Source organism: Undibacterium sp. JH2W, from assembly GCF_049340425.1.
GTDB lineage: Bacteria > Pseudomonadota > Gammaproteobacteria > Burkholderiales > Burkholderiaceae_D > Undibacterium.
Window position 1 is genome coordinate 169,003 of sequence record NZ_JBMPOT010000005.1, and the last position, 26,393, is coordinate 195,395.

General features: G+C 50.9%; 25 protein-coding genes. 16 read left to right on the forward strand and 9 right to left on the reverse strand.

What is annotated here, in order from left to right; all coding sequences use genetic code 11:
• The first annotated feature begins 66 nt into the window (after window positions 1-66).
• Window positions 67-1,677 carry a DUF3369 domain-containing protein gene (locus ACO0LC_RS08795; protein ID WP_423002279.1) on the forward strand — a complete coding sequence of 537 codons (1,611 nt, stop codon included), beginning with the start codon at window positions 67-69 and terminating at the stop codon, window positions 1,675-1,677.
• A 2-nt stretch (window positions 1,678-1,679) separates the two neighbouring features.
• Here ACO0LC_RS08795 and ACO0LC_RS08800 read toward each other — a convergent pair whose 3' ends face one another.
• The gene (locus tag ACO0LC_RS08800; RefSeq protein ID WP_423002280.1) at window positions 1,680-2,123 is read right to left on the reverse strand and encodes a MerR family transcriptional regulator; all 444 of its coding nucleotides are present in this window, start codon (window positions 2,121-2,123) and stop codon (window positions 1,680-1,682) included.
• A gap of 82 nt (window positions 2,124-2,205) precedes the next feature.
• Here ACO0LC_RS08800 and ACO0LC_RS08805 point away from each other — a divergent pair, with 82 nt between their 5' ends.
• Together ACO0LC_RS08805 and ACO0LC_RS08810 are read left to right on the forward strand one after the other, a co-directional pair.
• Window positions 2,206-4,779, forward strand: a complete 2,574-nt coding sequence (locus ACO0LC_RS08805) for a heavy metal translocating P-type ATPase (protein ID WP_423002281.1) — start codon at window positions 2,206-2,208, stop codon at window positions 4,777-4,779.
• A 67-nt stretch (window positions 4,780-4,846) separates the two neighbouring features.
• On the forward strand, window positions 4,847-5,773 hold the full coding sequence (locus tag ACO0LC_RS08810; RefSeq protein WP_423002282.1) for a metallophosphoesterase family protein: 927 nt from the start codon (window positions 4,847-4,849) through the stop codon (window positions 5,771-5,773).
• A 20-nt stretch (window positions 5,774-5,793) separates the two neighbouring features.
• Here ACO0LC_RS08810 and ACO0LC_RS08815 read toward each other — a convergent pair whose 3' ends face one another.
• Window positions 5,794-6,255, reverse strand: a complete 462-nt coding sequence (locus ACO0LC_RS08815) for a MarR family winged helix-turn-helix transcriptional regulator (protein ID WP_423002283.1) — start codon at window positions 6,253-6,255, stop codon at window positions 5,794-5,796.
• Window positions 6,256-6,313: 58 nt separating this feature from the next.
• Here ACO0LC_RS08815 and ACO0LC_RS08820 point away from each other — a divergent pair, with 58 nt between their 5' ends.
• The 3 genes from ACO0LC_RS08820 to ACO0LC_RS08830 all read left to right on the forward strand — a co-directional run bounded on the left by ACO0LC_RS08820 (window position 6,314) and on the right by ACO0LC_RS08830 (window position 9,081).
• Window positions 6,314-6,688, forward strand: a complete 375-nt coding sequence (locus tag ACO0LC_RS08820; protein WP_423002284.1) for a cupin domain-containing protein — start codon at window positions 6,314-6,316, stop codon at window positions 6,686-6,688.
• Between the two features lie 199 nt (window positions 6,689-6,887).
• Window positions 6,888-7,928: a GMP reductase gene (locus ACO0LC_RS08825; protein ID WP_423002444.1), complete on the forward strand. Its 1,041-nt coding sequence runs from the start codon at window positions 6,888-6,890 to the stop codon at window positions 7,926-7,928.
• Between the two features lie 391 nt (window positions 7,929-8,319).
• The gene (locus ACO0LC_RS08830) at window positions 8,320-9,081 is read left to right on the forward strand and encodes an energy transducer TonB (RefSeq protein ID WP_423002285.1); all 762 of its coding nucleotides are present in this window, start codon (window positions 8,320-8,322) and stop codon (window positions 9,079-9,081) included.
• Between the two features lie 70 nt (window positions 9,082-9,151).
• Here ACO0LC_RS08830 and ACO0LC_RS08835 read toward each other — a convergent pair whose 3' ends face one another.
• From ACO0LC_RS08835 to ACO0LC_RS08845, 3 genes are all read right to left on the reverse strand, one after another.
• Window positions 9,152-10,786, reverse strand: a complete 1,635-nt coding sequence (locus tag ACO0LC_RS08835; protein ID WP_423002286.1) for a methyl-accepting chemotaxis protein — start codon at window positions 10,784-10,786, stop codon at window positions 9,152-9,154.
• A 288-nt stretch (window positions 10,787-11,074) separates the two neighbouring features.
• Window positions 11,075-11,896 carry a tRNA cyclic N6-threonylcarbamoyladenosine(37) synthase TcdA gene (tcdA, locus tag ACO0LC_RS08840; protein WP_423002287.1) on the reverse strand — a complete coding sequence of 274 codons (822 nt, stop codon included), beginning with the start codon at window positions 11,894-11,896 and terminating at the stop codon, window positions 11,075-11,077.
• Between the two features lie 73 nt (window positions 11,897-11,969).
• On the reverse strand, window positions 11,970-12,713 hold the full coding sequence (locus ACO0LC_RS08845) for a helix-turn-helix domain-containing protein (protein ID WP_423002288.1): 744 nt from the start codon (window positions 12,711-12,713) through the stop codon (window positions 11,970-11,972).
• Window positions 12,714-12,872: 159 nt separating this feature from the next.
• On the opposite strand from ACO0LC_RS08845, the gene ACO0LC_RS08850 reads away from it, so the two are divergent.
• From ACO0LC_RS08850 to ACO0LC_RS08885, 8 genes are all read left to right on the forward strand, one after another.
• Window positions 12,873-14,291 carry an FAD-binding oxidoreductase gene (locus ACO0LC_RS08850; RefSeq protein ID WP_423002289.1) on the forward strand — a complete coding sequence of 473 codons (1,419 nt, stop codon included), beginning with the start codon at window positions 12,873-12,875 and terminating at the stop codon, window positions 14,289-14,291.
• Window positions 14,288-15,163 carry a class I SAM-dependent methyltransferase gene (locus ACO0LC_RS08855; protein ID WP_423002290.1) on the forward strand — a complete coding sequence of 292 codons (876 nt, stop codon included), beginning with the start codon at window positions 14,288-14,290 and terminating at the stop codon, window positions 15,161-15,163. The genes ACO0LC_RS08850 and ACO0LC_RS08855 overlap by 4 nt, the downstream gene beginning before the upstream one ends.
• A gap of 70 nt (window positions 15,164-15,233) precedes the next feature.
• A complete protein-coding gene (locus ACO0LC_RS08860) occupies window positions 15,234-15,767 on the forward strand; it encodes a hemerythrin domain-containing protein (protein WP_423002291.1) in 534 nt (177 codons plus the stop codon).
• A 38-nt stretch (window positions 15,768-15,805) separates the two neighbouring features.
• A complete protein-coding gene (gene pdxH / locus ACO0LC_RS08865; RefSeq protein ID WP_423002292.1) occupies window positions 15,806-16,441 on the forward strand; it encodes a pyridoxamine 5'-phosphate oxidase in 636 nt (211 codons plus the stop codon).
• 125 nt (window positions 16,442-16,566) lie between these two features.
• Window positions 16,567-17,697, forward strand: coding sequence for an MGDG synthase family glycosyltransferase (locus ACO0LC_RS08870; RefSeq protein WP_423002445.1), 1,131 nt, complete (start codon window positions 16,567-16,569; stop codon window positions 17,695-17,697).
• 11 nt (window positions 17,698-17,708) lie between these two features.
• Window positions 17,709-18,215: a hypothetical protein gene (locus tag ACO0LC_RS08875; protein WP_423002293.1), complete on the forward strand. Its 507-nt coding sequence runs from the start codon at window positions 17,709-17,711 to the stop codon at window positions 18,213-18,215.
• A complete protein-coding gene (locus tag ACO0LC_RS08880; protein WP_423002294.1) occupies window positions 18,184-18,783 on the forward strand; it encodes a dual specificity protein phosphatase family protein in 600 nt (199 codons plus the stop codon). Before ACO0LC_RS08875 ends, ACO0LC_RS08880 begins: the two co-directional genes overlap by 32 nt.
• Window positions 18,780-19,382, forward strand: a complete 603-nt coding sequence (locus ACO0LC_RS08885) for a hypothetical protein (protein ID WP_423002295.1) — start codon at window positions 18,780-18,782, stop codon at window positions 19,380-19,382. Before ACO0LC_RS08880 ends, ACO0LC_RS08885 begins: the two co-directional genes overlap by 4 nt.
• Window positions 19,383-19,446: 64 nt before the next feature.
• On the opposite strand, the gene ACO0LC_RS08890 is transcribed toward ACO0LC_RS08885, so the two are convergent.
• From ACO0LC_RS08890 to ACO0LC_RS08905, 4 genes are all read right to left on the reverse strand, one after another.
• On the reverse strand, window positions 19,447-20,469 hold the full coding sequence (locus ACO0LC_RS08890) for a hypothetical protein (RefSeq protein ID WP_423002296.1): 1,023 nt from the start codon (window positions 20,467-20,469) through the stop codon (window positions 19,447-19,449).
• 10 nt (window positions 20,470-20,479) lie between these two features.
• The gene (locus tag ACO0LC_RS08895; protein ID WP_423002297.1) at window positions 20,480-20,998 is read right to left on the reverse strand and encodes a lysozyme; all 519 of its coding nucleotides are present in this window, start codon (window positions 20,996-20,998) and stop codon (window positions 20,480-20,482) included.
• A gap of 313 nt (window positions 20,999-21,311) precedes the next feature.
• The gene (msrA, locus tag ACO0LC_RS08900; RefSeq protein WP_423002298.1) at window positions 21,312-21,851 is read right to left on the reverse strand and encodes a peptide-methionine (S)-S-oxide reductase MsrA; all 540 of its coding nucleotides are present in this window, start codon (window positions 21,849-21,851) and stop codon (window positions 21,312-21,314) included.
• Between the two features lie 126 nt (window positions 21,852-21,977).
• Window positions 21,978-22,640 (reverse strand): DsbA family protein, encoded by a 663-nt coding sequence (locus ACO0LC_RS08905; protein WP_423002299.1) that lies wholly within the window; start codon window positions 22,638-22,640, stop codon window positions 21,978-21,980.
• Between the two features lie 122 nt (window positions 22,641-22,762).
• Between ACO0LC_RS08905 and ACO0LC_RS08910 the strand changes: the two genes are divergently transcribed.
• Window positions 22,763-23,659, forward strand: a complete 897-nt coding sequence (locus ACO0LC_RS08910; protein WP_423002300.1) for a LysR substrate-binding domain-containing protein — start codon at window positions 22,763-22,765, stop codon at window positions 23,657-23,659.
• A gap of 199 nt (window positions 23,660-23,858) precedes the next feature.
• Window positions 23,859-26,342 (forward strand): DUF4214 domain-containing protein, encoded by a 2,484-nt coding sequence (locus ACO0LC_RS08915; RefSeq protein ID WP_423002301.1) that lies wholly within the window; start codon window positions 23,859-23,861, stop codon window positions 26,340-26,342.
• The last annotated feature ends 51 nt before the right edge of the window (window positions 26,343-26,393 follow it).

Genomic DNA, 26,393 nt, shown 5'->3' on the forward strand with positions numbered 1-26,393 from the left:
TAGGCAATTATCGTTTACAATCGAACAGACAAGAGAACAAGGCTGCGCAATTGATCGGGGGAGTGTATGAATCACGAACAGGGATCAGAAGAAGACTGGATCATCGAAGATGATAAGGACGATAAGTCACAGCAACAGCTGGATACTTCATTTGAGTCACATCCCTGGCGCTTGCTCATTGTTGATGATGAAGAAGATATTCATGCAGTCACCCGCCTGGCGCTGAACAATATTGTATTCAAGGGCAGACCCCTGGAAATATTGTCGGCCCATAGTGCATCTGAAGCCTTTGATATCCTCAGCAAAGAAAACGATATCAACCTGATCTTGCTGGACGTTGTCATGGAAACCGACGACGCTGGTCTGCGCCTGGTCAAGCGCATACGGGAAGAACTCAAGAATCAATTGGTGCGCATAGTCCTGCGCACAGGCCAGCCCGGCCAGGCCCCCGAGAAAAGCGTTATAGTTGATTATGACATCAACGACTACAAAACCAAGACCGAGCTGACTACCCAACGCTTGTTTACCACAGTGATTGCCTCTTTGCGAGCCTATGAAGGCCTGCTATCGATAGAGCGTAGCCGCATAGGTTTGACCCGGATTTTGAAGGCATCAGCCAATTTATATGAGCTGAAGTCCTTGAAGGAATTTGCTTCAGGCGTCTTGAACCAGATTGGTGCCATATTGGATGTAGGTGCAGATGGCGTCTTATGCCTGTCGCGCAATGCAATCGGCTCATCTGGCGGCAGCCTGCAAACCAGCATCATTGCAGCGACTGGCACTTATAGTGATTATTCAGGTCTGGACAAGTTACCACCAGATTGTGAGTGGACTGCCATCGTCGAAAAAGCCTTTACAGAAAAAAAGAGCCAGTTCCAGCATCCCGCCGATGTCTTGTTCATCCATACCAGGCAGGGGCATGAGTTTGCCATCCTGGTGACACCGCCCTGGCCACTAGGGCAAATACAACGCGACTTGCTGGAACTGTTCTGTGACCGCATTGCCGCTGCCTTTGACAATCGCTATTTGAATGAACAATTGCAAAAAGCCCAGGAAGCCTCGGTCGTCGCACTGACAGACTTGGCAGAATCGCGCGATACCGATACTGGTGGCCATGTACAGCGCGTTTGCAAGCTGACCAATGCGATCGCTAATGAACTCAAGCAGCGTAATAATTTCGAGACTGACCTGACCCCGCAATTCATGGAAATGGTGGGTATCGCCAGCATCTTGCACGATGTAGGCAAAGTGGCGACGCCAGACGCGGTACTACTAAAAGCTGGCGGCCACGACAAAAGCGAGCGCATCATCATGGAATATCATGCGCTGGCCGGTGAGACTGTACTGGCACGCGCCGCCACCATGGTAGATGGGGTCAGCTACCTGACTTATGGTTCGCAGATAGCGGGCAGCCATCATGAGCATTTTGATGGGCAGGGTTATCCGCGCCAGTTGAAAGGGGAAGATATCCCGCTATCGGCCCGCATAGTTGCCGTTGTCGATGTATTCGATGCCTTGCTGCATCGCCGCCCTTACAAGGAGCCCTGGTCACTGGCTGATACCATCGCCTATATTCAAGCCAGGCGTGGCACACAATTTGATCCCCTGGTGGTGGATGCACTGCTGCATTACATACAGACAGAAAAACCGGACTGGGTGGCCGATGGCGAGCATTGACATCAGTTGTGACAACTCCTTGCAGTATCTGTCGCTACACTTGCCAGCGCCTGGATAATCGGGCACTGCGCCTGCTGCGTCGATGATGCACATTGCTGTATCAACTGTGTCAGCATATCTTCCATCCTGTGCAGATCTGCCAGCTTGGCCTGTACTTGTAGCAACCGCTCCTGTGCCACCTCGCGTATGGCTTGCTTGTCATTTCCATCTTCCAGCATGAGCAAATTGGCAATTTCATCCAGACTAAAACCCAGCTCCTGCGCCCTTTTGATAAAACGTATGCGCTCGGCCAGACTGGCCGGATACGTCCTGAAACCACTGCTAACTGTAGGCACGGGAAGCAAATCGCGGCGCTGGTAATAGCGTATGGTTTCTACACCCACACCCGCCGCTTTGGCCAATTGCCCTATCGTATATTGATCTGCATCATGATCTTTATCAATCATAGTTAAAAAGTCCTTGACTCTGTTCTTGGGTACGGAGTCTATGATAAAGCAATCAAGCTAATTTAGTACTGGAGGGAAAACAATGACTCAAGACCACATCAAGCCCCAGCATGGCGGTAATTGCTGCAGTCATAAGCACGAAACTCAAGTTGCGCCAGAACATGAAAAGAAATACACAGACCCGGTCTGCGGCATGCAAGTTAGCAAGAACACTGAGAAAACTGCCCGGTTTCAGGGTCTGGCCTACTATTTTTGCAGCCATTCTTGCGTCAGCAAGTTCAATGCGGCGCCAGAAAGCTATGTCAAGGCAAAGAAAGTGATAAGCCTGGGCAAGGCAAGTGATAATGCCATGCAAAGCGATGCCCAGGGTGAGTACAAAGACCCGGTATGCGGCATGCGCGTCAATGCACAAAGTCAGCACCAGTCCGTGCATGAAGGGCAAAGTTACTATTTTTGCTGCGGGGCTTGCCTGGAGAAATTCAGCAAAGATCCTGTTGCCTGGCTGGATCCGGCCAAACGCCCTGCTCCCAAGGCTGTGGCCAAAGATGCGATATTCACCTGCCCCATGCATCTGGAAATAGAGCAGGTAGGCCCCGGTACTTGCCCGCTTTGTGGCATGGCGCTGGAACCCAAGGAAGCGACGGCAGAAGAAGATACCAGCGAGCTGGATGATATGTGGCAGCGCTTCAAGTTCAGCCTGGCGTTGAGCTTGCCGTTATTGGTCATGACCATGGGTGATATGTTGCCTGGGGTTTCTTTCCATGGCATCTTGGGTATGACGGCCTTCAACTGGCTGCAGTTCCTGCTGGCGACACCAGTCGTGCTATGGGCTGGCCTGCCATTTTTTGAACGTGCACTGGCCTCTTTCAAAACCAGGCATTTAAACATGTTCAGCCTGATAGGCGTGGGTACAGCCGCAGCTTATCTGTTCAGCCTGGTGGCGCTGCTACTGCCAAATGTTTTACCTGCGGCCTTCAAGATGAATGGCATGGCACCGCTGTATTTTGAAGCAGCGGCCGTGATCATCAGCCTGGTTTTACTGGGCCAGGTACTGGAACTGCGGGCGCGCTCGCAAACCAATGCGGCGATCAAGGCCTTGCTGGGCTTGACACCGACGACCGCGATACGTATTGCAGCCGATGGTAACGAAGTTGAAATTGCACTGGATGAAGTGCAATCAGGAGATAGTCTGCGCGTCAAACCTGGTGCGCACATTCCCGTCGACGGTGTATTGCTCGATGGCCATAGCAATGTTGATGAAGCTATGCTGACAGGCGAACCGCAACCGGTCAGTAAACAGGCTGGCGATAAAGTCAGCGCTGGCACCATCAACCAGCAAGGCAGTTTCAGCATGCAGGCGCAGCGCATAGGAAAAGATACTTTGCTGGCCAGCATCATCAACCTGGTGAATCAGGCGGGGCGTTCGCGCGCACCGATACAAAAGCTGGCTGACCAGGTATCTGGCTGGTTTGTGCCTGGGGTGATTGCTGCAGCCATACTGGCATTCACCGTATGGGCTATCTGGGGGCCGACACCCGCACTGGTCAATGGTTTGATGGCGGCAGTATCGGTATTGATTATTGCCTGCCCTTGCGCGTTGGGCCTGGCGACACCCATATCAGTGACGGTGGGTATAGGCCGCGGTGCCCGTGACGGAGTCTTGATCAAGGATGCCGAGGCACTGGAGAGATTGGAAAAAATCGATACCCTGCTGATAGACAAGACTGGCACGCTGACCGAAGGCAAGCCGACATTGCAAAACTTTAGCGTTGTCGCTGGCGAGTCTGAAGCTGATTTGCTGGCCTTGGCCATGGCCCTGGAGCGACGCAGCGAACATCCGGTTGCCCAGGCCATCGTCAGCTATGCAGAATCACATGGCAGCAAAGCGGCAGGCGTCAGCAATTTCACTGCCATTACCGGCAAAGGTGTCAGTGCCAGCCAGGATGGCAAAGAAGTCTTGCTGGGCAATCCGGCGCTATTGAAAGAGCATGCGGTAGACATTACGGGCTTTGCCCTACAGGTCAAGGACTTGCAGACGCTGGGCCATACCGTCATGCTGATGGCAGTCAATCAAAAAGCCGTGGCCTTGCTGAGCGTGGCAGACAAGATCAAGAGCAGCAGCAAGGAAGCCATAGCGCAATTGCAACAACAGGGTATGCAGGTCGTCGTCCTGACCGGGGACAATGCGATCACGGCACAAGCGGTGGCAAAGCAGTTGGGCCTGAATGATGTGCGCGCCGATTTGCTGCCAGCAGACAAGTTCCGCATCGTGCAGGAATTGCAGGCACAAGGACGAGTAGTTGCCATGGCAGGTGATGGCATCAATGATGCACCGGCACTGGCGCAGGCCGATGTCGGTATCGCCATGGGCAGTGGCACCGATGTCGCCATGCACAGTGCCCATGTAGTACTGGTGAAGGGGGACTTGCGCGGCATAGTCAAGGCACGATCCCTGAGCAAGCAGGCCATGAAGAATATACGGCAAAACCTGTTTTTTGCCTTTGCCTATAATTTTGTGGGCGTGCCTGTCGCAGCCGGTCTCTTGTATCCGTGGTTTGGAATTTTGCTCAGCCCCATGATTGCCAGCGCAGCGATGAGTTTGAGTTCAGTCTCAGTGATCAGTAATGCGCTGCGTTTGCGGCATGCCAAACTATAGTATGTGCTAGTCAGGAACAGGTAAAATAGGCGCCTGTTTCTGCACCGCCTTTTTAACAAGAAGAATTATGCGCATTTCCTCCGTGCTTATCTGTCTCATCACCTTGCTCACCCTAGCTGCTCACGCTACTGACAAAAATAAGCAATCCGCCAGAAAGGCTCCCGAAAAAAAACTCAATGTCAGTGTCAGTGTCTACGCTGCTGGCGATATCGCTGAATGCAAAAAAAAACCTGCGAAAGAAAGCATGGCCGCAAGGACGGCAGAACTGATCGCTGCCGGCCTCGACAAGGACAGCACAGCCAGGGCCATTACCCTGGGTGACAATACTTACCCCATAGGCAGCCCTGAAGAATTCAGCAGATGTTATGAGCCTACCTGGGGGCGTTTCAAGGACAAGACCCTGCCTGCGCCAGGCAATCATGAATATGGCATGCCCAAGGCGCTGGGCTATTACAATTATTTTGGTGAACTGGCAGGCCCCGACAGACGCGGCTACTATGCGACGCGTTTGGGCAAATGGCTGGTCCTGTCACTCAATAGCAACCTCGACGAGACCCAGATGGAAGTCCAGTTGAGCTGGTTGAAAGAGGAATTGGCGGCCAACAAACTAAAATGCACGCTGGCCTTCTGGCATCATCCTGCCTATAGCTCGGGTGGACATGGGAATAATAAAAACATGCAAGATGTATGGAAGATCTTGAGTGCAGCCAAAGCCGATATCGTGCTGAGTGCCCACGATCACAATTACGAGCGCTTTGCCCCACTCGATGCAAACGGAGACAGGGACGATAAAAATGGCATACGCAGTTTTATCGTCGGCACCGGTGGCGCCAAACTGACCCCCATGTTTATCGCCAAGGGGGTAACAGAAATACGCGACAATTCCACGCATGGTGTATTGAAACTGAGCTTGCATGAGAAGTCCTACGAATGGGAATTTATGCCTGTCCCGGGGCAAAGCTTCAGCGACAAAGGCCAGGCTGCCTGTCATTGATACTCACCGCCAGCGCCAGCTTACAGGGGACGTAATTTAGGCAAGCCATCCGCTGCTTTATCTCCGTCTGCGACTATCTGCTCCAGCAAAGCGCGCATGGCTTTGACTTTGCCTGCGCCGAGCAGCTCACTTAAGCGGCTTTCAAACTCTTGATGAAATGCATGGGCCACGTCCATCAAGGCCAGTGCGCGCGGTGTCAGGTGCAGCAGGCGTACTCGCGCATCATGCGCGTCATCCTCACGCTGGACATAGGCTTTCAACACCATGTCATTAATGATCTTCAGCGCACCTTGTGGCGTCATTGCCAGGCTGTCTGCGACTTGCTTCAGGTTTTGTGGATTATTTTTCAGCAAACGAAAAACATAGCCAAAAGAGCTTCCTATATCGGCATATCCCTGTTGCGCCAGATGCTGGTGTAATTGCTCTTTAAAACTGCCAAAAGCCAGATTCAGCAGCACTCCCAGGTCAGTATTTTCTTGCATGGTAATTTAATTCACCTTAACTTATAATCTTCGGTGAATTATATCACGAGAGAAGATTATGAATCTGATCGAAGCATCATCCGCCAAAATTTTTACCATGCATGACGCCACGTTTACCGGCCTTGCCTCACCCAGCCGTGGCTCTCAGGAAAATTCAGCCTGGATGGTTGAATTGAGTTCCAGCAAACCCGGCACCCCTCATGAACTGACACGAGAAGAGATATTTATCTGTCTAGCAGGTTCTGCCGCAGTGAGCATGGGAGAAGAACATCGCAGCCTGAGTGCCGGGGCCTGCCTGATCGTACCGGCGCATACGCGATTCTCTCTCCGCAAGACCAGTGAAGAGAATTTCCGTGCCGTAGCGATATTGCCCGTGGGTACAGAGGCAATACTGGAGAATGGCCAGGCTTTCGTACCTCCGTGGGCGCTCTGATGCGTCGCCATATACAAAACATATTAGCTTGATAATATCAAGTGCATCCGGGATATGAATTGAATGATACCGCCCATATCAAATTCAGATAATGATCCCGGATTTTTTTGCACTATACTCAAGTACGGCCCAACGACTTGATGGCATTGCTGCGTCATTCGTGATTTCCCGCGCCCGCCAGGCGCATACTGGAGTCGTCATGCATATAGAAGAAACCCTCAGGCTGGATTTCAAGGACGTTTTGATACGTCCCAAGCGTTCCACCCTCACCTCCCGCTCCCAGGTTAATCTGGAACGCGAATTCGTTTTCCATCATTCCCGCAAGACTTATCACGGCATTCCCATTATTGCTGCCAATATGGATTCCACTGGCACCATGGAAATGGCCGCCGCACTGGATGCGCACCAATTATCCGTCGCCTTGCACAAGCACTATGATGAGGACGCGCTGGTCGAGTATTTTTCTGCCTTGCAAAAGAAATCAACTGCCTTCTATTCCATGGGTATCACCCGGTCTGATTTTGAGAAATTCTCGGCTGTCATGGCGCGTGCGCAAAATGCAATCGAATATGTCTGTATCGATGTGGCCAATGGCTATACCGAGGGCTTTATCAATTTTGTCAAAAAGGTACGTACCACTTACCCGCACCTGACCATCATGGCAGGCAATGTGGTGACTGGCGACATTACTGAGGAACTGATACTGGCCGGTGCTGATATCGTCAAGGTCGGCATAGGCCCTGGCTCGGTTTGCACGACCCGTAAGATGACAGGCGTGGGCTACCCACAATTGTCAGCCGTCATAGAATGTGCGGACGCAGCCCATGGACTGGGTGGCCAGATTTGCGCGGACGGTGGTTGCGTTGTTCCAGGTGATCTGGCCAAGGCCTTTGGCGCAGGCGCTGATTTCATCATGCTGGGTGGCATGCTGGCGGGGCACGATGAATGCGCTGGTGATCTGGTAGAGCGCGATGGGCAGCAATTCAAGCGCTTCTACGGCATGAGCAGCCGGGCTGCCATGGACAAGTATGCTGGCGGTGTCGCCAAATATCGTGCCTCGGAAGGCAAGGAAGTATTGATACCCTATCGTGGTGCAGTTGAAACCACCCTGCAAGACATACTTGGTGGCGTGCGCTCGGCATGCACCTATGTGGGCGCGCACAAGCTCAAGGAACTCACCAAGCGCACGACCTTTATCCGGGTAACCCAGCAATTGAATGAAGTGTTCGGAAAATCCTGAATCTTCTTCTCCATAAAATGTAGTTCAACTTCATCAAGTAAAACCAGCTTCGCGAGAAGTTGGTTTTTTTTCATTTATGATGTGATTTAAACGATTTAATTCATATTTGGCACAATTCCTGCATGGTTTTGTACAAACAAAGTATTTTTGATCCCTGAATTTTCATGATTTCATTCTGTTCTGTGATTTGAATATTGCTATGCAGGTATATCCATGGCAGGATAGCCGTTCGGATTTGTGAAAATTTTCGCAGCAGCGAACAAATTGGCAATGCACCAAAATAATGCAGGTTTGCACTGTTTTATGGCGCCTTGATAATTTCGCAGGGTATAGCAGCTTGCTTCGTTTAACTTTAACTTTAGCTTTAAAACGGTTTTTTGCCTGGAGTGATATGAAAACGGTAGTCCTTAACAAAACAGCGAAATTCTCAGCGCTGACATTCAGTCTGCTATCCAGTGCCATGCTGATGACAGCATGCCAAAAAAGTCCTGCACCGGAAGCCGTCGCCAGCGTCCCGGATGCGCCGGCCTCGAATGCAGCCATGCCGACTGGCCTGGTGAAAAACCCGGTGAAACACTCAGATACCGCAGACGTGACCAAGTGGATGGATATGGCATCCAACAAGACTGCAGCCCAGATAGCCAAGGAAGAAAAACTGGCAAAAGACGCGAAAGAAGCCAAGGAAGCAAAAGACGCTAAAGACGCCAAGGATGCAAAACTGGCAGCAGAAGCCAAGGCCCTGGCAGCCAAAACCAAGGAAGCGCCTAAAGTTGCCTCTGCCACGGCAGTTGCTCCTGCACCTGTACCAGTGCCAGTACCAAAACCGGTAGAAGTACCACCACCGGTAGTTGCTGCGGCTCCAAAGCCAGCGCCAGCCCCTGCTCCGGTAGAAAACTTGACACTGAAAGTCGTCTCCAGCGTACAACCTAAATACCCGAGCACGGCTGTCCGTGCTGGCGTCACGTCTGGCGTGGTCAGTGCACGCGTGCATATAGATACAGATGGCAAGGTTTCGCAAGTGGATATCGTCAAAGCCAATCCACCCAAGCATTTTGACAAGGAAGTGATCGCAGCAGCGTCACAATGGAAATATGCACCGATTTCCAAACCGCTGACAACCATGCTGGAATTTAATTTCAAGCTGGATAACTAAACAATAAAAACGATCAGGGGCAGTCTGATTTTGTATCAGACTGCCCCTTTTTTATTGCGCTGAATATTGTTTATCCCAGACGTAAAGCCGGACGCTGCTCCTGATTGGCGGCTTTTGCTTTCTTGAACTGAACAGCCTTGCTGGCAGCCCCCGCTTCTCCCATACCTGTCACCTTGAATACACCTACCACCTGATGCAAATTATCAGCTTGCTCCAGCAAGCTTTGCGCCGCTGCGGCGGCTTCTTCCACCAATGCGGCATTATGCTGGGTCACCTGATCCATCTGGGTGATCGCCACATTCACCTGCTCTATACCACGGCTTTGCTCGCTACCTGCCGCCGCAATTTCACTCATGATGTCGGCCACCTGTTTAACGGATGTCATGATCTGGCCCATGGTGGCACCTGTTTCATCGACCAAAGCAGAACCGGCATCGACCTTGGACACTGAATCATCGATGAGTTGTTTAATTTCCTTGGCAGCGCTGGCAGATCTTTGCGCCAGATTACGTACTTCAGAGGCAACCACGGCAAAGCCGCGCCCCTGCTCACCCGCCCTGGCGGCTTCGACTGCCGCATTCAATGCCAGGATATTGGTCTGAAAAGCAATACCATCAATAACACCTATGATGTCGACGATTTTGCGAGAGCTATCCTTGATCGCCCCCATAGTACTCACCATTTGCCCGACCACATTACCACCCTTGCTGGCAAAATCAGAAGAAGACATGACGAGCTGATTGGCCTGTGCCGCGCTGGCAGCATTGTGTTGCACGGTGGAAGTCAACTCTTCCATCGATGAGGCGGTTTCTTCCAGTGAGCTGGCCTGGTTTTCAGTACGCTCTGACAAGTCCATGTTGCCAGTGGCAATCTCGTTCGAGGCTGTGAAGATGGTGTCGGTGCTGGTCCTGACCTGGCTGACGATGTTGATCAGGCTCTGGTTCATATTCGACAAGGCTTGCAGCAATTCACCCGCTTCATCTTTGGAGCTGATCTTGATATCCTGGCGCAAATCTCCAGCCGCAATATTATTCGCAATCTCGACTGCATAGTTCAAAGGCCGGGAGATGCCTCGCACCAGCCAAATGCCCATGGCGGAAGCAAACAAGACTGACAAGATGATGAAGACAGCAGCAAAAACCTGGAAGCTGCGAAAGAAACTCTGGGAAGAGTCATACTCGGATTTACCCACATTCAATTGCAATTGTATGAGTCCGTCCATGGCTTCTTTCATCCCCACAAACAAGGGCTCGACTTTGCTATGAAATAACTTCGACGCAGCATCGATTTCTTTATTCTTTAGCGCGGCCAAAATCGGATTCAAACCCTCATCAAGGAATTGTTTTCGCCTGGTCGCAAACTGATCTGCCAGTACCTTTTCTTCCGGTGTCAGATATGTCGCCATGTATTCTGCCCAGACCTTGCTGGCTTCAGCCTTGCCCGCTTCGACCGCAGCGATGTGTGCGGGGATTTTTTCCTGGTCGTCGGTCATGGACTTGGCAACGATGACTTGATTTCTCATGATGAGGCGTATGACAGCGTCAAGTTGGCCTAGCGCCACCAGCCTGTCGTCATACACGGTTTTTAGAGAATTGTTGCTGGCATTGAGACTCAGATACCCGGCAGACCCTATGGACAAGACCAGCAAACTCAATAAAATAAAACTGAAAATGAGCTTGGTCTTGATGCGTATATCCTGAAACATAAAGCCTCCATAAACTTCGGATGAAACCTGGCTAGCCGAGACAAGTGTATTTCACTTTTGCATGAGCCCTGATATTCGGACAATACTGGCAATCAAGGCAGCATGAGTGGAAAGCGGATCAGGCTGGGCTAATCCGTGATTTGACTTTAAATGCTAAACGGCAATAACTCAAGGCCGGGCGAATAATTCCGCCGGGCTTAGGTTATTTTCCCCACAAAGTATAAAAGATTGTTTCCAGACAAAAATACTTCTATGCATACGCAAAAATTGCGAGAAATATGCGAAGAATTATGGAGTTTGATTTTCGGTATCCTGTGCCGCCAGCTTGCGCAGCACCTGGGCGGCAGCCATCAGGCCAAAGGACGCCGTGACGACGATGGAGGACCCGAAACCGGCGCAGTTCAAGCCTGTTATGCCATTAAGAGCAGCACCAGTCTCAGCACCGACTTCGCAGACTTCGGCAGTTTCTGGCGTGCTTAATGCTTCCATGGAAAACACGGCATCAATCCCAAATTTACTTTTTGCGCCGCGCGGGAAGCCATGGTTTTGTCGCAATCGCTTGCGCACCAGTGCCAGCAGAGGTTCTTGCTCGGTGCGTGAGAGATCACGTATTTCTATCTTGCCCGGATCAGTTTGCCCGCCTGCAGCACCTATGGTGATGAGGGGGATGGCATGCTGACGGCAATAAGCAATCAGGGCGGTCTTGGCTTTGACATTGTCGATAGCGTCAATCACATAGTCAAAACCGGGCTGGCCCAGCATGGCATCAAGATTGTCTGGCGTCACAAAGTCTTCTACTTGGTTGACTTTGCAATAAGGATTGATGAGTGCAATACGTTCAGCCAGTGCCGTGACCTTGGCTTTGCCTACAGTGTCGGTATTGGCCTGTATCTGGCGATTGATATTTGATTCGGCCACATTGTCGAGATCTATCATGCTGATCTGTCCTATCGCACTGCGGGCCAGTGCTTCTACTACCCAGGAGCCGACGCCACCTACGCCGATGACACAGACGTGCGCACCCTTGAAACGCTCCAGTGCAGCTGCACCATATAAACGGGCGATGCCACCAAAACGGCGGTCAAAATCGATATCGACTACTTCTTGCATAAGAAAATTGTGCCCGCAGGCTGTACATGAATAAGCAGGCGCTATTTTACTTGATGCAGCGTCAGACTGAATTTTAACGGCCAATTTGACGCTGCAAATCAGAAAACAGGGAAAATACCCAGGGTCGCGTCGCCATCAACAAGGCCACGCCCTGTCGTTGCTCAGATGACAGACTGGCATCAATATCAGCCAACTCATTGAACTCGGTCAGCAAGCGCCCCATTTTTCTTTGCAGGACAGCAATCGAAGCAGTACTGAGTTCGCGGGTTTCAAAGCGCAAGACTGCCTGCTCATTCTCAAAATCACTTTGCAAGAATTCTTCCATGACCTGGGCCTGGTATTTTTTGCGTATAGGGCCGTCTGCGCGCCATTGCAGAGTGGTATGGGTCAGTAATTTGATACGGTTTTGGGGATGCAGTTCGATCAACTCCAGTCTCTCCAGGCCCATCAATAACTGCAAAAGTTCAGTTTCTACAATATCAAATTTCTTGGAAATCTCTTTGACTTGCCATTGATTGAGCAAGAGATAAAACACGCCCAACAGCTTGGGTTGATCTGCCAGCGTTTGCTCTTGCTTCTCCGACAGCTCGGCCTTTAATTCTTGCTGCCCACGCGCCAATCGGGCCAGTTCCAGGAAATCCAGTTCCAGTAACTGGCATATCGCTTCCAGCCTGCGCACGGTAAATGTCGATTCCGAAAACAGGCGTTTCACACTGGCTTCGCTGATTTGCAAATGCGCCGCCAGTTGTGCATAGGTCAGACCCTTTTGTTTCAAGTGCTTTTTCAGGGCTGTCGTAATTTGCTGGGTCAGGTTCATGTAGCCCTTAATGTTTACATTGGTTTACGTTGGATTATGCTGGTCTATGCTGAAAGATAAATGACGTTGAGTATTAAAATATAATACTAATTTTTATTAGATTGTATATCAATACCTTAAATAACAAAATGCAGTCTTCAGCCACCAGGAGAAAACTGCATGTCTACACAACACCCCTCACCCATTGTCAACGATATTCATTCCGCCATGAACCTCACCAGTGTGAGCAAAATAGTCGAAGTACGCGATCTTGCCCATCTTGCGGCAACTCTGGCTGAGGCAAGAAGTAGTGGCAAAAAAGTCGCCATCAGTGCTGGCCGCCACGCCATGGGTGGGCAGCAGTTTGCCCAGGATGCCGTCTTGCTGGATATGCGTTGCATGGACAAAGTATTGGCCTTCGACCGCAGCTTGGGCATAATCACGGTCGAAGCTGGCATACAGTGGCCCGCCCTGATCGACTATCTGGAGGCGGCGCAAAAAGACGGCCTGAGACAATGGAGCATACGGCAGAAACAAACGGGGGCAGACAATCTCAGTCTAGGAGGCTGCCTGTCGGCCAATGTGCATGGACGTGGCTTGCAAATGTGCCCTTTCATCGATGATGTAGAGAGCTTTAGCCTGCTGGATGCTCAGGGCAGATTACAGCATTGCAGCCGTGACAACAATAGCCACTTATTCAGGCTTGCCATCGGTGGCTATGGCATGTTTGGCATCATCACCAAAGTCAGCCTGCGTCTGGGTATCCGACAAAAAATGCGGCGCGATGTCAGCATGATCTCACTGGAGGATTTGATGCCTGCGTTTGCGCAGCGTATTGCAACTGGCTATGCCTACGGTGATTTTCAATTTGCGATAGACCCGGCCAGCCCCGACTTTTTGCAGCGCGGCGTATTTTCCTGTTATTGCCCGGTAGCTGACTCCAGCAGCATACGGGAAGAGCATGCCCTTAGCGATGAGCAATGGCAGCAATTGCTGGTACTCGCCCATGTAGACAAGAGCAGCGCCTTTGAATGCTATGCCCGACACTATATGAGCAGCTCTGGCCAGATTTACTGGAGTGACAGGCTGCAACAAACCACTTATCTGGACGGTTATCACAACAAGATAGACAGCCTGCTTGGGCATCACGGCTCGGAAATGATAGGCGAATTATATGTGCCCAGAGCCGAGCTGCAGGCCTTCATGCGTGATGCGGCTCTGGATTTCCGCCAGCATGGTGTTGACCTCATTTACGGCACGGTGCGTTTGATAAAAGCAGATACAGAAAGCTTCCTGCCCTGGGCCAGGCAAGATTATGCCTGCGTCATCTTTAATCTGCATACGGAACATAGTGAAAGCGGCATGGCAGCCACGGCAGCAGCTTTCGGCAGGCTCATCAATTTAGCGATACTAAGGGATGGTAGCTTTTACCTGACTTATGGGCGTTATGCCACAGCAAAACAAACCCGCCATTGCTATCCCAATTTTGGAAATTTCCTGACTTATAAACGCCGTTTTGACCCAGAATTACTATTCCAAAGTACCTGGTTCCAGCACCATGCAGCCATGTTTGCATCATCACTGGAGCAGGCAGCATGAGGGCTGAGCAAGCCAGCAACACCGCCCTGGTCGTTGCCGCTGGCGTGCAAATACTGGCGCGTGATCCAGGCTATCTGAGCCTGGTACCCGGTCCCATGGCCGCACATGGGCAGCGCTTGTTACGGGCCAGCCACCCGCGCTTGTCGAGGCTGATTAACCGTCACTGGTTCCGTATGCTGGCCTATGCGGCAGAACAAATGACCCTGCCTGGCATCTTGCAACACTATATCTTGCGCAAAATAGTCATCAGGGATTATGTCGCGCAAGCCATATCAGCAGGTGCGCGCCAGATCATCTTGACCGGGGCAGGCTACGATAGCCTGTGCATGGAACTGGCGGCACAATATCCAGACTTGAACTTGATAGAAATCGATCATCCGGCAACACAAGCTGTGAAGCGTGCCGCGACAGGTATGTCAGATGCAAATCGTATCCACTATATTGCTGCTGAACTAGGCAAGCATTCCCTGAGAGAAGTATTAAGTAAATGCCCATACTTTGATGCAAATTTAAAGACCCTGTTCATTGCAGAAGGCTTGCTGATGTATTTAACGATCAACGATGTTGCCCGGCTATTGCAGCAAATGCGGTCGGTTGCAGTCGATACCTCCTTGATTTTTACCTGGATGGAAATCCAGTCAAATGGTAAACCCAATTTTCGACCTGCCAGCAAGATCATTGATTTCTTCCTCAAGAAGAAATCCGAGCCATTTTTATCGGGCATGGCGCAAGAGCAAGTCTCAAATTTTTTGCAACAACATGGCTATTGTCTGCAGGACATGAAAGAAAGTGCTGAAGTCGCCCAGCAAGCGTACAAGATCAAACCTGTGGCTGGTGAATATATTTGTTTCGTCGAAAATCAGCAGGTCTGAATTTGATATGACGCAAGCACGGGCAGGCTGACTATTGCATAATAGGCATATCAACCCATGCAAAGTGAAAATGAATACCTTATTCGATACTGCCCCAGGCTTTGACCAACCAATAGCCGTACTCAAGCATTGCCATGACCGCATACGCAAGCAATTGGCGACGATGAGCAAGCTACTGGATCACTTGCCAAATCATGGTGCCGACAAGGATGCCCAGCAGGCTGCACAGTCTGTTTTGAATTATTTTGTCAAAGCAGCCCCTTTGCATCATGAAGATGAAGAAATCAATCTATTGCCTGAACTGCAAATGACTGCCAAGGACGAAGATGCTGCGCTACTGGCCGGCCTCTTGCCCAAGATTCTTAGCCAGCATGAAGACATGGCAGCGCAATGGCTACAACTGGAAAAGCAGCTAAGTGCCATTGCTACAGCAAGTGCGGCGTCCTTGTCTGCAAGCGAAGTACTGGACTTTCAAGCACTGTATAGCGAACATATGCAGATAGAAGAAACACAAATCGCTCCCATGGCAAAACGCCTGTTTTCTGAAGCACAGATGGCAGCGCTGGGCGCAGCGATGAAAACCAGACGCGGCATCACTGCTTAAAACATAGCAAAGTTTTCAATACTTCATCAAGGAAAATCATGTCCGTAGCTGATATCCGTACCGACTACAAAAAAGCCAGCCTGGCTGAATCTGATGTAAACAGCGATCCCTATAGCCAGTTTGCCAACTGGTTTGAGCAGGCTTTGAAAGCCGATGTGCCAGAACCAAATGCCATGGCCCTGTCCACCGTCGATACTGCAGGTCGTCCCAGCTCACGCATCGTCCTCATCAAGGAGTTCGATGCACGCGGTTTTTCCTGGTTCACCAATTACGATAGCGCTAAAGGCCAGGATCTGGAAAGCAATCCCCATGCTGCTCTCCTGTTTTTCTGGATACCGCTGGAAAGACAGGTCCGCATAGAAGGTCGCATAGAAAAACTCAGCGATGCTGAAAATGATGCTTACTTCAACAGTCGCCCTTTAGGCAGCCGCCAGAGTGCCCTGGCATCGCAACAGAGCCAACCCATTGCTGACCGTGCCGTACTGGAGCAACAACTGGCTGCCGTCGTGGCAGAATTTGGCAATCACCCACCGCGCCCTGCCCATTGGGGTGGGTATAGACTAGTGCCAGAACGTCTGGAATTCTGGCAAGGCCGCAGTTCGCGCCTGCATGATCGCATCATCTACACCAGGACTGAAGATGGCTTGTGGGAAATTTCTCGCCTGCAACCTTAATCCCTGCAGCAGCTCTGGCTACCGTCGCCCCAAAACACTGGCAAGGCGATAGCCAGCAAGCCAATTTGGCATGGTGGTTTACAGACCGTGTTATTCTCGGTGTTTTTATCCACACACCGAAGTCCATGCCTAAGAAAAAGATCTTGTTATTAAGCGTTTCCGCTGGTGCAGGTCACAAGCGTGCCGCCGAAGCCATACAGGCTACCGCCGTGCAGCATGCTACCGATACTGAAGTCTTGCATCTGGACGTGATGGATTTTGTCACAGCGGGTTTCCGTAAAATCTATACCGACTTCTATATCAAGCTGGTCAACAAAGCGCCGACCTTGTGGGGTTATCTCTATCATGCCAGCAATGAAGCGCAGTCTGACAGCACCATGGAAAAACTCAGGCGCGGCATAGAGCGATTAAGTTCCCGCCCTTTGCTGCAAGCCATTGCCGACTTTGCCCCAGATGTCATCGTCTGCACCCACTTCCTGCCAGCCGAAATGCTGTCCCGCCTGTTGCGCAAGGAAAGACTGCATTGCCCGGTCTGGGTACAGGTCACCGATTTTGATTTACACAGGATGTGGGTGCATGAACACATGGCCGGTTATTTTGCTGCCAGCGAAGAAGTGGCTGACCGCATGCGTATCAATGGTATCGCCGCTGACCATGTTCATGTCACGGGTATTCCTATCATGCCAGCCTTTACACAAGACCTGGACAGGAAAACCTGTGCTGCTGAATTTGGGCTAGACCCGGCTTTGCAAACCTTCATGCTCATGGGAGGTGGTGCTGGCCTGGGTGGGCTCGATGAAGTAGCCGAGCGCCTGTTGTCATTGCCTGGCAATTTCCAGCTCATCGTACTGGCGGGTAAAAATGCACCTGCCTTGCAAGCCCTGCAAAAACTGGCACTACGCTATCCGGGCCGCTTACTGCCGCAAGGTTTCACCGACAAAGTCGAGCGCCTGATGGCCTGCGCTGATCTGGTGATTACCAAACCGGGCGGACTGACAACCTCCGAATGCCTAGCCATGGGCTTGCCCATGATAGTCAACTCACCTATTCCAGGTCAGGAAGAACGCAATGCCGACTTTTTACTGGAACAAGGCGTGGCCCTGAAAGCCTATGATGACATCAGCCTGGCTTATCGCCTGAACTACCTGTTGCAACATCCCGATAAATTGCGCGACATGCATGTCAAAGCACAGGCCCTGGGCCGCCCACAGGCAGCCAGGGATGTTTTACAAACCATACTGAGTAAAGCAGTTTGAGGTCTGGTTTGATGATGAAACCTGCAAATTCACTCCTGTCTTTTTTACTCTGCCTTGCTTTTGCCTGTGTGCTTGCGCTATTTTTTGCCCAGGTAGAAATCCAGATAGAAGGCAGCGCTGGCTGGGCAGCCAATTTGCCGACCTGGCGCATAGAAAAGCACTGGCTGCTGGATATCTTCTGGGGTGGCCGCGCCATGACGGGTTACCATGCCTGGGTTTTCCCTTTCATCAGCCTGTTTTTTCATTTCCCCTTTGCCATGATGCAGCAGTGGAGCTTGAAGCTGGAATGCCGTGCCATCGCCAGCATCATGAGTTTTTGGGTAGTCGAGGACTTTTTATGGTTTGTCATCAACCCCGCCTATGGTATCTCACGCTTCAACGCTCATGATGTCCCCTGGCATATCCACTGGTTGCTGGGCGTACCTACCGATTATTGGGTGGGATTTATTGGTGCCACTTTTCTCTATATTTATTCGTATAAACAACATGCTCAACAAGATCAAGAAAATACCAAATAAGTATGCCAACAATGTCCTGATGACATTGACTTGTGCTGCCTTGCTATTGGCCCTGCCTGCCTCCTATGCGCAAGACGGCCGTCCGGCCGAATGGGCTACCCCCGTAGCCGAAGCGAAAAACCTGTATCGCGTCAATCAGGACTTCTACCGCAGCGCCCAATTGGAAAGCAAGGATGCCGCCTTGCTGAAGTCTCTGGGTATCAAGACCATAGTCAGTTTGCGCTCCTTTCATTCGGATGACAGTTTGTTCAAAGATAGTGGCATCAAGCTGCAGCGCATAGGCATCAATACCTGGAATATCAACGATGCAAATGTCATCACTGCCCTGCGTGCCATCAAGGTAGCAGAAAAAGATGGCCCGGTACTTTTGCATTGCATGCATGGCGCTGACCGCACCGGCCTGGTAACAGCCATGTACAGAATCCTCAATCAAGCCTGGACCAAAGAAAAAGCCCTGGAAGAATTGATGCAGGGTGGCTATGGTTATCACAGCATGTGGAAGAATATTCCTGAATATTTGAAAAAAGTGGACATAGAAAAAATACGCGAAGGTGTGAATAAACCATGAAACATATTGCTTTTTTACTTGGCCTGGCGTTTAGCTTGCCATTTGCTGCCAGTGTGCAGGCAGCACAACTGGATGCCAGCAAATTCAGTGAGGCCGAGGTCCAACTCATTGACCTGACTAAGCCAGACAGCAGCGGCAAGACTTTTGCCGCAGGCACAATACTCAATGCCCCGGTCGCCAAAGTATGCGCAACGATACAGGCTTATGAAGAGTATCCCAGCTTCATGCCAAATACTGCCAAAGCCAAAGTCACGCGCCAGCCGGATGAGTCTGCCCTGGTGGATTTCACCCTGAATTTGCCGCTCGGCAAAGTCAAGAAATACCGCCTGAAAATGACGCCTAAAGCCAGCGCCACGACCTGTAACCTGAGCTGGAAACTGCAGCCATGGGAAGGTTTGAAACAAGAAGAAACTATCGCAGATACTGCAGGCCACTGGGACTTGACAGCAGTGGCTGGCAACCCCAACAAGACTGTCGTCAAGTATCAAGTGTTTACTGATCCTGGCCCTGTGCCCATGGGGCTGGGCTGGATCGTTGATAGTATGAGCAAGGATAGCATCCCGAAAATGATGGATGCACTCAGGAACAAACTGCGCTGAACCTGGCAACTAAAGCAGAAGGGGGAGATCAATGATCTCCCCCTTCTGCTTTAGTATGCACTTATTACTTGTCCTCCACGGTATAAGCTGCCTTGGGATCTACTGTTGCAGGGTCCCCTTGTTTTTCAGGGATTTTAAAACCGGCATAAGTACCCGCACTCATACCCAGCAAGGACAGGATATTGCTGTCCAGGTTAGGCATATTAAAATGCTGCACCACATAGATCAGGAACAGGAAGCCGATCAAGACATTGAATACCAGCATTTGAAAGCGATGCAAGGTCAAACCTTGCGAATCGCTGAGAATATCATAGAAGAAACCCTTGCTTTCGCCTGGCTGATCTGGCTTGCTGGTATCTACGCCAGCAGCAGTCAGGTAAGTGGCACTGCCTATGCCAAGCAAGCCCAAAGCCTGTGCAGAAATCGTAGGTATGCCCTCTGCAACTATGCATAGCCAGATGTAAGAGGCCAGCACAATAAAGAACCACCATGCCATTTGTACCCGCGCCATACTATAAGTACGCTGCCCTACTGCGCTGGAGTTACTGTCACGCAGCAAGCCAGACTCTCGCCCAAGTCGAAACAGGGCATAGCCAACGACTGCAATAAATCCAAAGCCCAAAATAATATGGGCTGGTTTGAGCATTTGAAAATGCACGGAACCCGTCACCAGGACAGGGCCGACACCTGCTTTTTTAATACTGACATTGAAAGGCAGATCACGGTGGTAATCGTGACGCAATTCTTGCCAGGGTGACCCTAGCAAGGCTTCTCTTTCAGATAAAAAGCTGCCTGAATCAGTTTGTGGCATTTTAAAGACCAGCTTGTTCATAGCGGGGTCAGGGTCGCAATCAGTCAACTTCCTTAGGCTGAGTACCCCATTGATACGCAATTCAACCAGAGGGAGCATATCGCTGGTGGGCAAAGTGTCGCATATATTAGGGGCGGCAATGGTAATTGACTCACCGCTCAAATCCACCTCTTTCGTCGGCGATGTTACGGGCAAAGTCTTGGGCTCATTGGCCAGCACCAAGCTGGAACACAAGGCCAGCGCGCAAAACAGCAATTTTTTCATGGTCAGCGACATTTTCTCTCCTTCAGTTTGGCATTGGGGTTACAAACAAGGCGCGCTCGGCTGCGCGGCGCGTGACCAGGCCCTGCAAGGTTTTTCCTCCAGCCTGGGTCCAGCGGCCAAACTGGTCAGCCGCCCCGGCCCTGTCATTGGCATTGAGTTTTCTCAATAAAGTGGAGCTACGTAAATTGCCTATGCCCAGATTAAAAGTAAAGCTGGTCAGCGCCCCGAACTCATTGTCATTCAAAGACACTGTCACGACTGACAAGACATCCCTGCCAGCATTCATCAAGTCTGACTGCAACAAACCGCTAGCCTGCGCCAGGCTAATGCCATTTGGGTAAAGGGCCTTGACTTGCGGGCTGTCGGCTTCTCCTTTCATGAACCGCCCCTGATAAGTAATAGCATGGCCCCAGCCTATGGTCCAAATATTGACAGGGTCAAGATAAGGGTCAATATTGCCGGTGGCTGGATTACCGTCAGGTATACCTTCAAACCGCTTGACCAGATCGACTGTCGCCGGATTCACGTCACGAAGTGCCATTTCTCTCTCCCTGTTATTGGCATGGGTGGGGCATGCAAGTATGAAAAATCCAGAGAAGACTGCATCCTCAGAGCAATATTCGCAGGCAAACACTTGACACGCTGGTAGCTGCAAAGAGGATAGTATCAAATAAATATGACTTTTTTATAACTCTGTGACTATTATTCACCTGGACTGTGGCGAGTAAGCTATTTTGGTGGGATGTGTGCAGATAGAAGTCATGTTGACAGGCGAAGTGAGGGGTGGAATCCACAACACGCCACAGACGCGCGCACCAAAATGCCTGGGCACTTTGGTGCGGGGCAAGAGCAGACTAGGTAATCAGTTTGCTGGCAAACATCTTCCTGGCTTTGGCAACTTTAGGTGCCACCACGAAGGAACAATAGCCTTGCTCTGGATGTTGGCGGAAATAATTCTGGTGATATTCTTCCGCAATATAAAACATGGGAGCCTGACTGACTTCAGTGACGATGGCATCATCCCAGACCATGGCCATTTCCTTGACGACTTGTTGTGCCAGGGCTTGCTGCTGTGTGTCGTGAAAAAAAATGACAGAGCGATATTGCGTGCCTACATCATTGCCTTGACGATTCAAAGTCGTAGGATCATGGATGGTGAAGAAAATTTCCAGTAAATCCCTGTAGCCAACGATGGCAGGATCAAAAGTCAGTCGCACCACTTCTGCATGCCCGGTTTTGCCGGTGCAGATTTGCTCATAGCTGGGTTGATGGACACTACCACCGGCATAACCGGATTCAACTTTCAATACCCCACGAATTTGCTGGAATACAGCTTCAGTACACCAAAAACAGCCGCCTCCCAGGGTGGCAAATTCAGTCGATGTCGTGCTCATGGTTTTCTCCTTGTTTATACAGTAGCTTAGTCTGTATAGAGATCATTTTCTTACATTTATGAAATCTTTGCCTGGGACTTAACAGACTTCTTGTAAGTAAATGAAACCTGGCGGCATCTGACGGCGTCAAAGCACCGTGGTCAACTCTTCCCGCTCTGCTGCCAGCTCTATCTCTGCCAAAAAACGTGTGCTATCCCGATAGGCGACACTATGATTCAAGCGTTGATATTGTCCCCGGATTTCCAATACAAAACTGGGAAAACCCTGAGCGCCGACCCGGTGCAATAATTGATGGGCTGCCCCGGCCTGTGCTGGTAAATGTGCTTGCGCTCTGACATAACTTTCATTGAAAGCCACAGCGTTCAAACCCAATCCGGCAGCCAACTGGTTCAACACATAAACATCACTGATATCTGCCGCATCAACATAATGCGCATGCTGAATTCTCTCCAGCATGCGCAAAGCCGCCAGACCTGATGCATCTGCCTGGCTCATAACGGCAGCAGCTGATGGTACCGAGTAATACTTCAACTCATCTATCTTCCTGACCCTATCCAGATACGTCTGGCCAAAAGCCACGCCCGACAAAGTAGCAATATGCTGGTCAGCAGCAATAATGTGTTCGCGATAGCTGGGCGGGATGACATTCGGCTGGGCAAATAGCAAACCCGGATGAAACACCAGCGGCAGCTTGTCACCAAAATGCGCCTGCACTTGCTTTAGCAAAGGGCTGGCCGCATAGCACCAGCCACACAGGGGGTCAAAAATCATATGTAGTTTGATGCTCATGTCTTGCTCCTGTTCTTGAATAATTGCCGCTATTCTAGGCAAGTAACAAGTATAGAAAAAGCGCGTATGATGGAAAGCATCTTTCGACAAAACAGAATAATTACTCTTATATTTTTCGAATAATGCATTTTGATCAACTACGCCGCATGGCCTTGTTTGCCCAGGTAGTGCGCTATGGCTCTTTTTCCGCCGCCAGCCGGGCACTCGATCTGGCAACCTCGGTGCTCAGTACTGCCGTCTCCCAACTGGAAATTGAGCTGGGAGTACGCCTGCTGCACAGGACCACGCGTCGCCTGTCTCTGACCGAGGTTGGGCAAGAGTACTACCAGCAATGCCAGTCCATGCTGGCAGCGGCAGAAGCAGCGCAGGAGTTGATTGCAGAAAGCTCGGGAGAAATCGCTGGCCGCCTGCGTATTTCTGCCGCCTCTGATGTGGCAGAAAACATTATCCTGCCAGCCCTCCATCCACTCACCAGGTCACACCCAAAATTACTACTGGACATACAAGTCGCAGACAATATCGTCGACATGGCAAGCCAGCAAATTGATTTATCCATACGCTCAGGCTGGATGCGCGATTCATCCCTGGTGGCCCGCAAACTCTCTGATTTACACGAAGTCCTGGTCGCTTCGCCTGCTTACCTGAAAAAATCAGGGATACCGCAGAGCCCGGAAGATTTGAGTCTATATCAAATTATTGCCATGACACGCCTTAATGATCCCACCATACTGCCTTTGAAAAATGCAGATGGCCTGCTGGTCAAAGTCAGCTTGACAGCTTCTGCCATGACTGACAGTGTGCGCCTGTTAACCCATATGGCTGTCCAGGGCATGGGTCTGGCACGCTTGCCCAGCTACGCAGTCAGCCAGGATTTGCGCTCTGGCCGACTGATGACGGTGCTGGATAACTGGCAACTGCCAGGAGCCGGCATTTTCGCGGTAACTTTGAAACGTGGTTTGCAACCGCAAAAAGTAAGGGCGGCGATTGAGGCACTGACGCAGTATCTGAATCCAGCTTGAAACAGAACTCATTCTGCCACGATCAAAAACCTGCCAGAACACAGAATTGGTTTCATTACTATTACTTACACTTGGCAAACAGCCAAAATCCTGATCGTCCATCATTTCGTGCTATCTTTTTCCTGTCACGGCATTGAATATACCGATTCAACTCCATCAAGAAGACAACGACTAGCAACACTGCCAGCCCCCCTAGATCATGAAAAGAATAAAGCTTTCTACCGCTAATCCCCCTTCACTTGAACACTTAACAGCAGCCGGCAAAAAAACAGGCGCTCACTATGCATCTGCCATGCTGATCTTGCTCTTGACTGCCTGTGGAGGCAGCAGTAGCTCGCCAGAATCTCCCACAAGCAAAGTCGCCGTGGTAATGCCGCCGCCTGCAGGGACGACAAACCAGCCTGGCATGCAACTGGATGAGCCGCTGACTTTCGAGCAATTCAGGGCACTGAATAAAAATGCTCCCAAGCTGCACCAGCCCGTCCCTGCACCCCTCACCACCCTGCCGCCCTTGCTGCTGGATACGCAAAACCGGGAAATGATCAGAAATGCCTACAATACCCTGTACTCACAGTCAGATAATGTAGCGATGAACTGGACTGGCGACTACGCCGCAGGCAAGGCTGGCACTGTCAGCACGCAATATCAGGATGCCACCTTGTTACGCATCAATTTGATACGCGCCATGGCTGGTGTGCCAGCGAATGTAGTATTCGATCCAGTTTATTCAGCCAAGAGCCAGCAAGCTGCTTTCATGATGAGCGCGAATGGGCAGCTCTCGCATACACCACCGTCGAGCTGGAAATTCTATACTGCCGACGGTGCAGAGGCGGCTGGTAACTCTAACCTGGCCTTGGGCAATGCGGGGCCAGATGCGATCTCAAATGGTTATCTGGGAGATAGCGGAAGTAATAATGCGGCTGTTGGTCACCGCCGCTGGCTGCTGTATCCGCAGACACTGGCCATGGGTTCAGGCAGCGTGCCTGGATCCGCCTCGTCATCTGGTGCAGGCAATAATTCACTCTACTCTGCCAACTCATTGTGGGTGTTTGATAAGAATGCAGCTGCTCAACGTCCCAAGCTGCGCGATGATTTCATCGCCTGGCCACCCAAAGGCTATGTCCCCTACCCTGTGGTCTACGGCCGCTGGTCATTCTCCTACAAGGATGCTGATTTTTCCAATACCAGGGTGAGCATCAGCAAGGCTGGTGTCAGCATCCCTGTAAACATGGAAACTCAAGCCAAGGGCTATGGTGAAAACACCATAGTCTGGCTCTTACAGGGCACGACAGATGGCAGCAAGGCCAGCAAGCCGGCGAGTGACGAGGCTTATGAGGTGACAGTTTCTGATGTGCGTATCTCGGGGGCATTGCAAACATTCAGCTATAAAGTCATTGTTTTTGATCCGGATACAGCGACACCTGGCATAGACACTGCCCAGATCATTGCTGATACCAGCACCAACGTGAATTCTCCACTGACCTTCCAGATTAAACCAGTAGCGGATGCGTCCGGCTATGGCCTGAAGACGTATCGCAAGGCATCTCTGACGGACACCTGGACTGTCAAGAATGCCGCAGATAGCTGGACCGCCAGCACAGCCACCAGCTATTCCGCCTTTGGTAGCAATAACTTCATCCTCTTCCACGGCGACTTTGGCCTGCAGACACTGGGCTACAATAACAAGCTCTTGATAGCAGCAGGAAGCCAGGTCGAGTTTGATAAAACCACAGGTTATGCCACTCCCGGCGAATATTTGAGGGTGCAAGTTTCAAGCAATGACGGCGCCACCTGGTCAGACGTCTATTCAGAAAAAGGTACGTCCAGCCCACAGGCGAGCAGCCATATCAAGGTGGACCTGGCTAAATATGCAGGCAGCAGTGTCAACTTCCGCTTTGCTGTCACGCTGGATTCTGGCGCATCCGTGTACACCATGCCCGGCGTCTCGGGCTGGCAATTCAATAACATCAAGTTTGCCAATGTCGTGCAATTGGTGGATGAGCAAACTGGCTTCATCAATGGTAATCAAGGCAGCACCAGCCTGGTGTTTTCCAAAGCGGGCGATTATCTGGCGATAGGCCGCAGCCAGTATCAGGGACGCTTCTTTTCCGACTGGGGGAAACCTTACCTTTTTACAGTCACGTCCACAGGCTTTGACGGCAATCTGGCGAACTATACTATCTCTAAAACCACAGGTGGCTATGCCATTACTGACAAGTCAGGCAATAGCGCGAGCCAGGTAGCGCCCACTTCTGCACGCATCGCCTTCAAGGATGTGACCGTCGCATTTGATGTCGAGGGTAAGCCAGGACAAGCCTACCGCATCTACCAGGCGGCATTTGGCCGCGTGCCTGACCTCACAGGGTTAGGCTACTGGATCAAGGAAATGGACAAGGGCAGCAACCTGAGCAGTGTGGCAGCGAGTTTCATGCAGTCTGCAGAATTCAGAACCCTGTACGGAGCCACTAATCCTTCAACAGATAGTTTCCTGACTACCTTATATAGAAATATCCTGGGTCGTCAACCTGACCAGGCCGGTTTTGATTACTGGAAGACAGAGATACAAGCCAACCGTATCACCCTGCCTGGGGTACTGGCAAGTTTTACTGAAAGCCAGGAAAACAAGCTCAAAACAGCAACAGCTACGCAAAATGGCATTGCTTATATCCCCTACCTGCAATAGCAAAAAGGGCATTAGTTTCAAAAAAACAAATGTGGCAAGGTATTAACGAAA

Excerpts from the sequence above, each read along its gene's own strand:
- ACO0LC_RS08875 (WP_423002293.1), top strand. The coding sequence starts at position 17,709 with ATGATGAAACCTGCAAATTCACTCCTGTCTTTTTTACTCTGCCTTGCT.
- ACO0LC_RS08805 (WP_423002281.1), top strand. The coding sequence starts at position 2,206 with ATGACTCAAGACCACATCAAGCCCCAGCATGGCGGTAATTGCTGCAGT.
- ACO0LC_RS08860 (WP_423002291.1), top strand. The coding sequence starts at position 15,234 with ATGAATACCTTATTCGATACTGCCCCAGGCTTTGACCAACCAATAGCC.
- ACO0LC_RS08825 (WP_423002444.1), top strand. The coding sequence starts at position 6,888 with ATGCATATAGAAGAAACCCTCAGGCTGGATTTCAAGGACGTTTTGATA.
- ACO0LC_RS08850 (WP_423002289.1), top strand. The coding sequence starts at position 12,873 with ATGTCTACACAACACCCCTCACCCATTGTCAACGATATTCATTCCGCC.
- pdxH (WP_423002292.1), top strand. The coding sequence starts at position 15,806 with ATGTCCGTAGCTGATATCCGTACCGACTACAAAAAAGCCAGCCTGGCT.
- ACO0LC_RS08855 (WP_423002290.1), top strand. The coding sequence starts at position 14,288 with ATGAGGGCTGAGCAAGCCAGCAACACCGCCCTGGTCGTTGCCGCTGGC.
- ACO0LC_RS08815 (WP_423002283.1), bottom strand. The coding sequence starts at position 6,255 with ATGCAAGAAAATACTGACCTGGGAGTGCTGCTGAATCTGGCTTTTGGC.
- ACO0LC_RS08890 (WP_423002296.1), bottom strand. The coding sequence starts at position 20,469 with ATGTCGCTGACCATGAAAAAATTGCTGTTTTGCGCGCTGGCCTTGTGT.
- ACO0LC_RS08910 (WP_423002300.1), top strand. The coding sequence starts at position 22,763 with ATGCATTTTGATCAACTACGCCGCATGGCCTTGTTTGCCCAGGTAGTG.
- ACO0LC_RS08835 (WP_423002286.1), bottom strand. The coding sequence starts at position 10,786 with ATGTTTCAGGATATACGCATCAAGACCAAGCTCATTTTCAGTTTTATT.
- ACO0LC_RS08795 (WP_423002279.1), top strand. The coding sequence starts at position 67 with ATGAATCACGAACAGGGATCAGAAGAAGACTGGATCATCGAAGATGAT.
- ACO0LC_RS08830 (WP_423002285.1), top strand. The coding sequence starts at position 8,320 with ATGAAAACGGTAGTCCTTAACAAAACAGCGAAATTCTCAGCGCTGACA.
- ACO0LC_RS08915 (WP_423002301.1), top strand. The coding sequence starts at position 23,859 with ATGAAAAGAATAAAGCTTTCTACCGCTAATCCCCCTTCACTTGAACAC.
- ACO0LC_RS08810 (WP_423002282.1), top strand. The coding sequence starts at position 4,847 with ATGCGCATTTCCTCCGTGCTTATCTGTCTCATCACCTTGCTCACCCTA.
- ACO0LC_RS08870 (WP_423002445.1), top strand. The coding sequence starts at position 16,567 with ATGCCTAAGAAAAAGATCTTGTTATTAAGCGTTTCCGCTGGTGCAGGT.
- ACO0LC_RS08885 (WP_423002295.1), top strand. The coding sequence starts at position 18,780 with ATGAAACATATTGCTTTTTTACTTGGCCTGGCGTTTAGCTTGCCATTT.
- ACO0LC_RS08905 (WP_423002299.1), bottom strand. The coding sequence starts at position 22,640 with ATGAGCATCAAACTACATATGATTTTTGACCCCCTGTGTGGCTGGTGC.
- tcdA (WP_423002287.1), bottom strand. The coding sequence starts at position 11,896 with ATGCAAGAAGTAGTCGATATCGATTTTGACCGCCGTTTTGGTGGCATC.
- msrA (WP_423002298.1), bottom strand. The coding sequence starts at position 21,851 with ATGAGCACGACATCGACTGAATTTGCCACCCTGGGAGGCGGCTGTTTT.
- ACO0LC_RS08880 (WP_423002294.1), top strand. The coding sequence starts at position 18,184 with ATGCTCAACAAGATCAAGAAAATACCAAATAAGTATGCCAACAATGTC.
- ACO0LC_RS08820 (WP_423002284.1), top strand. The coding sequence starts at position 6,314 with ATGAATCTGATCGAAGCATCATCCGCCAAAATTTTTACCATGCATGAC.
- ACO0LC_RS08845 (WP_423002288.1), bottom strand. The coding sequence starts at position 12,713 with ATGAACCTGACCCAGCAAATTACGACAGCCCTGAAAAAGCACTTGAAA.
- ACO0LC_RS08800 (WP_423002280.1), bottom strand. The coding sequence starts at position 2,123 with ATGATTGATAAAGATCATGATGCAGATCAATATACGATAGGGCAATTG.
- ACO0LC_RS08895 (WP_423002297.1), bottom strand. The coding sequence starts at position 20,998 with ATGGCACTTCGTGACGTGAATCCGGCGACAGTCGATCTGGTCAAGCGG.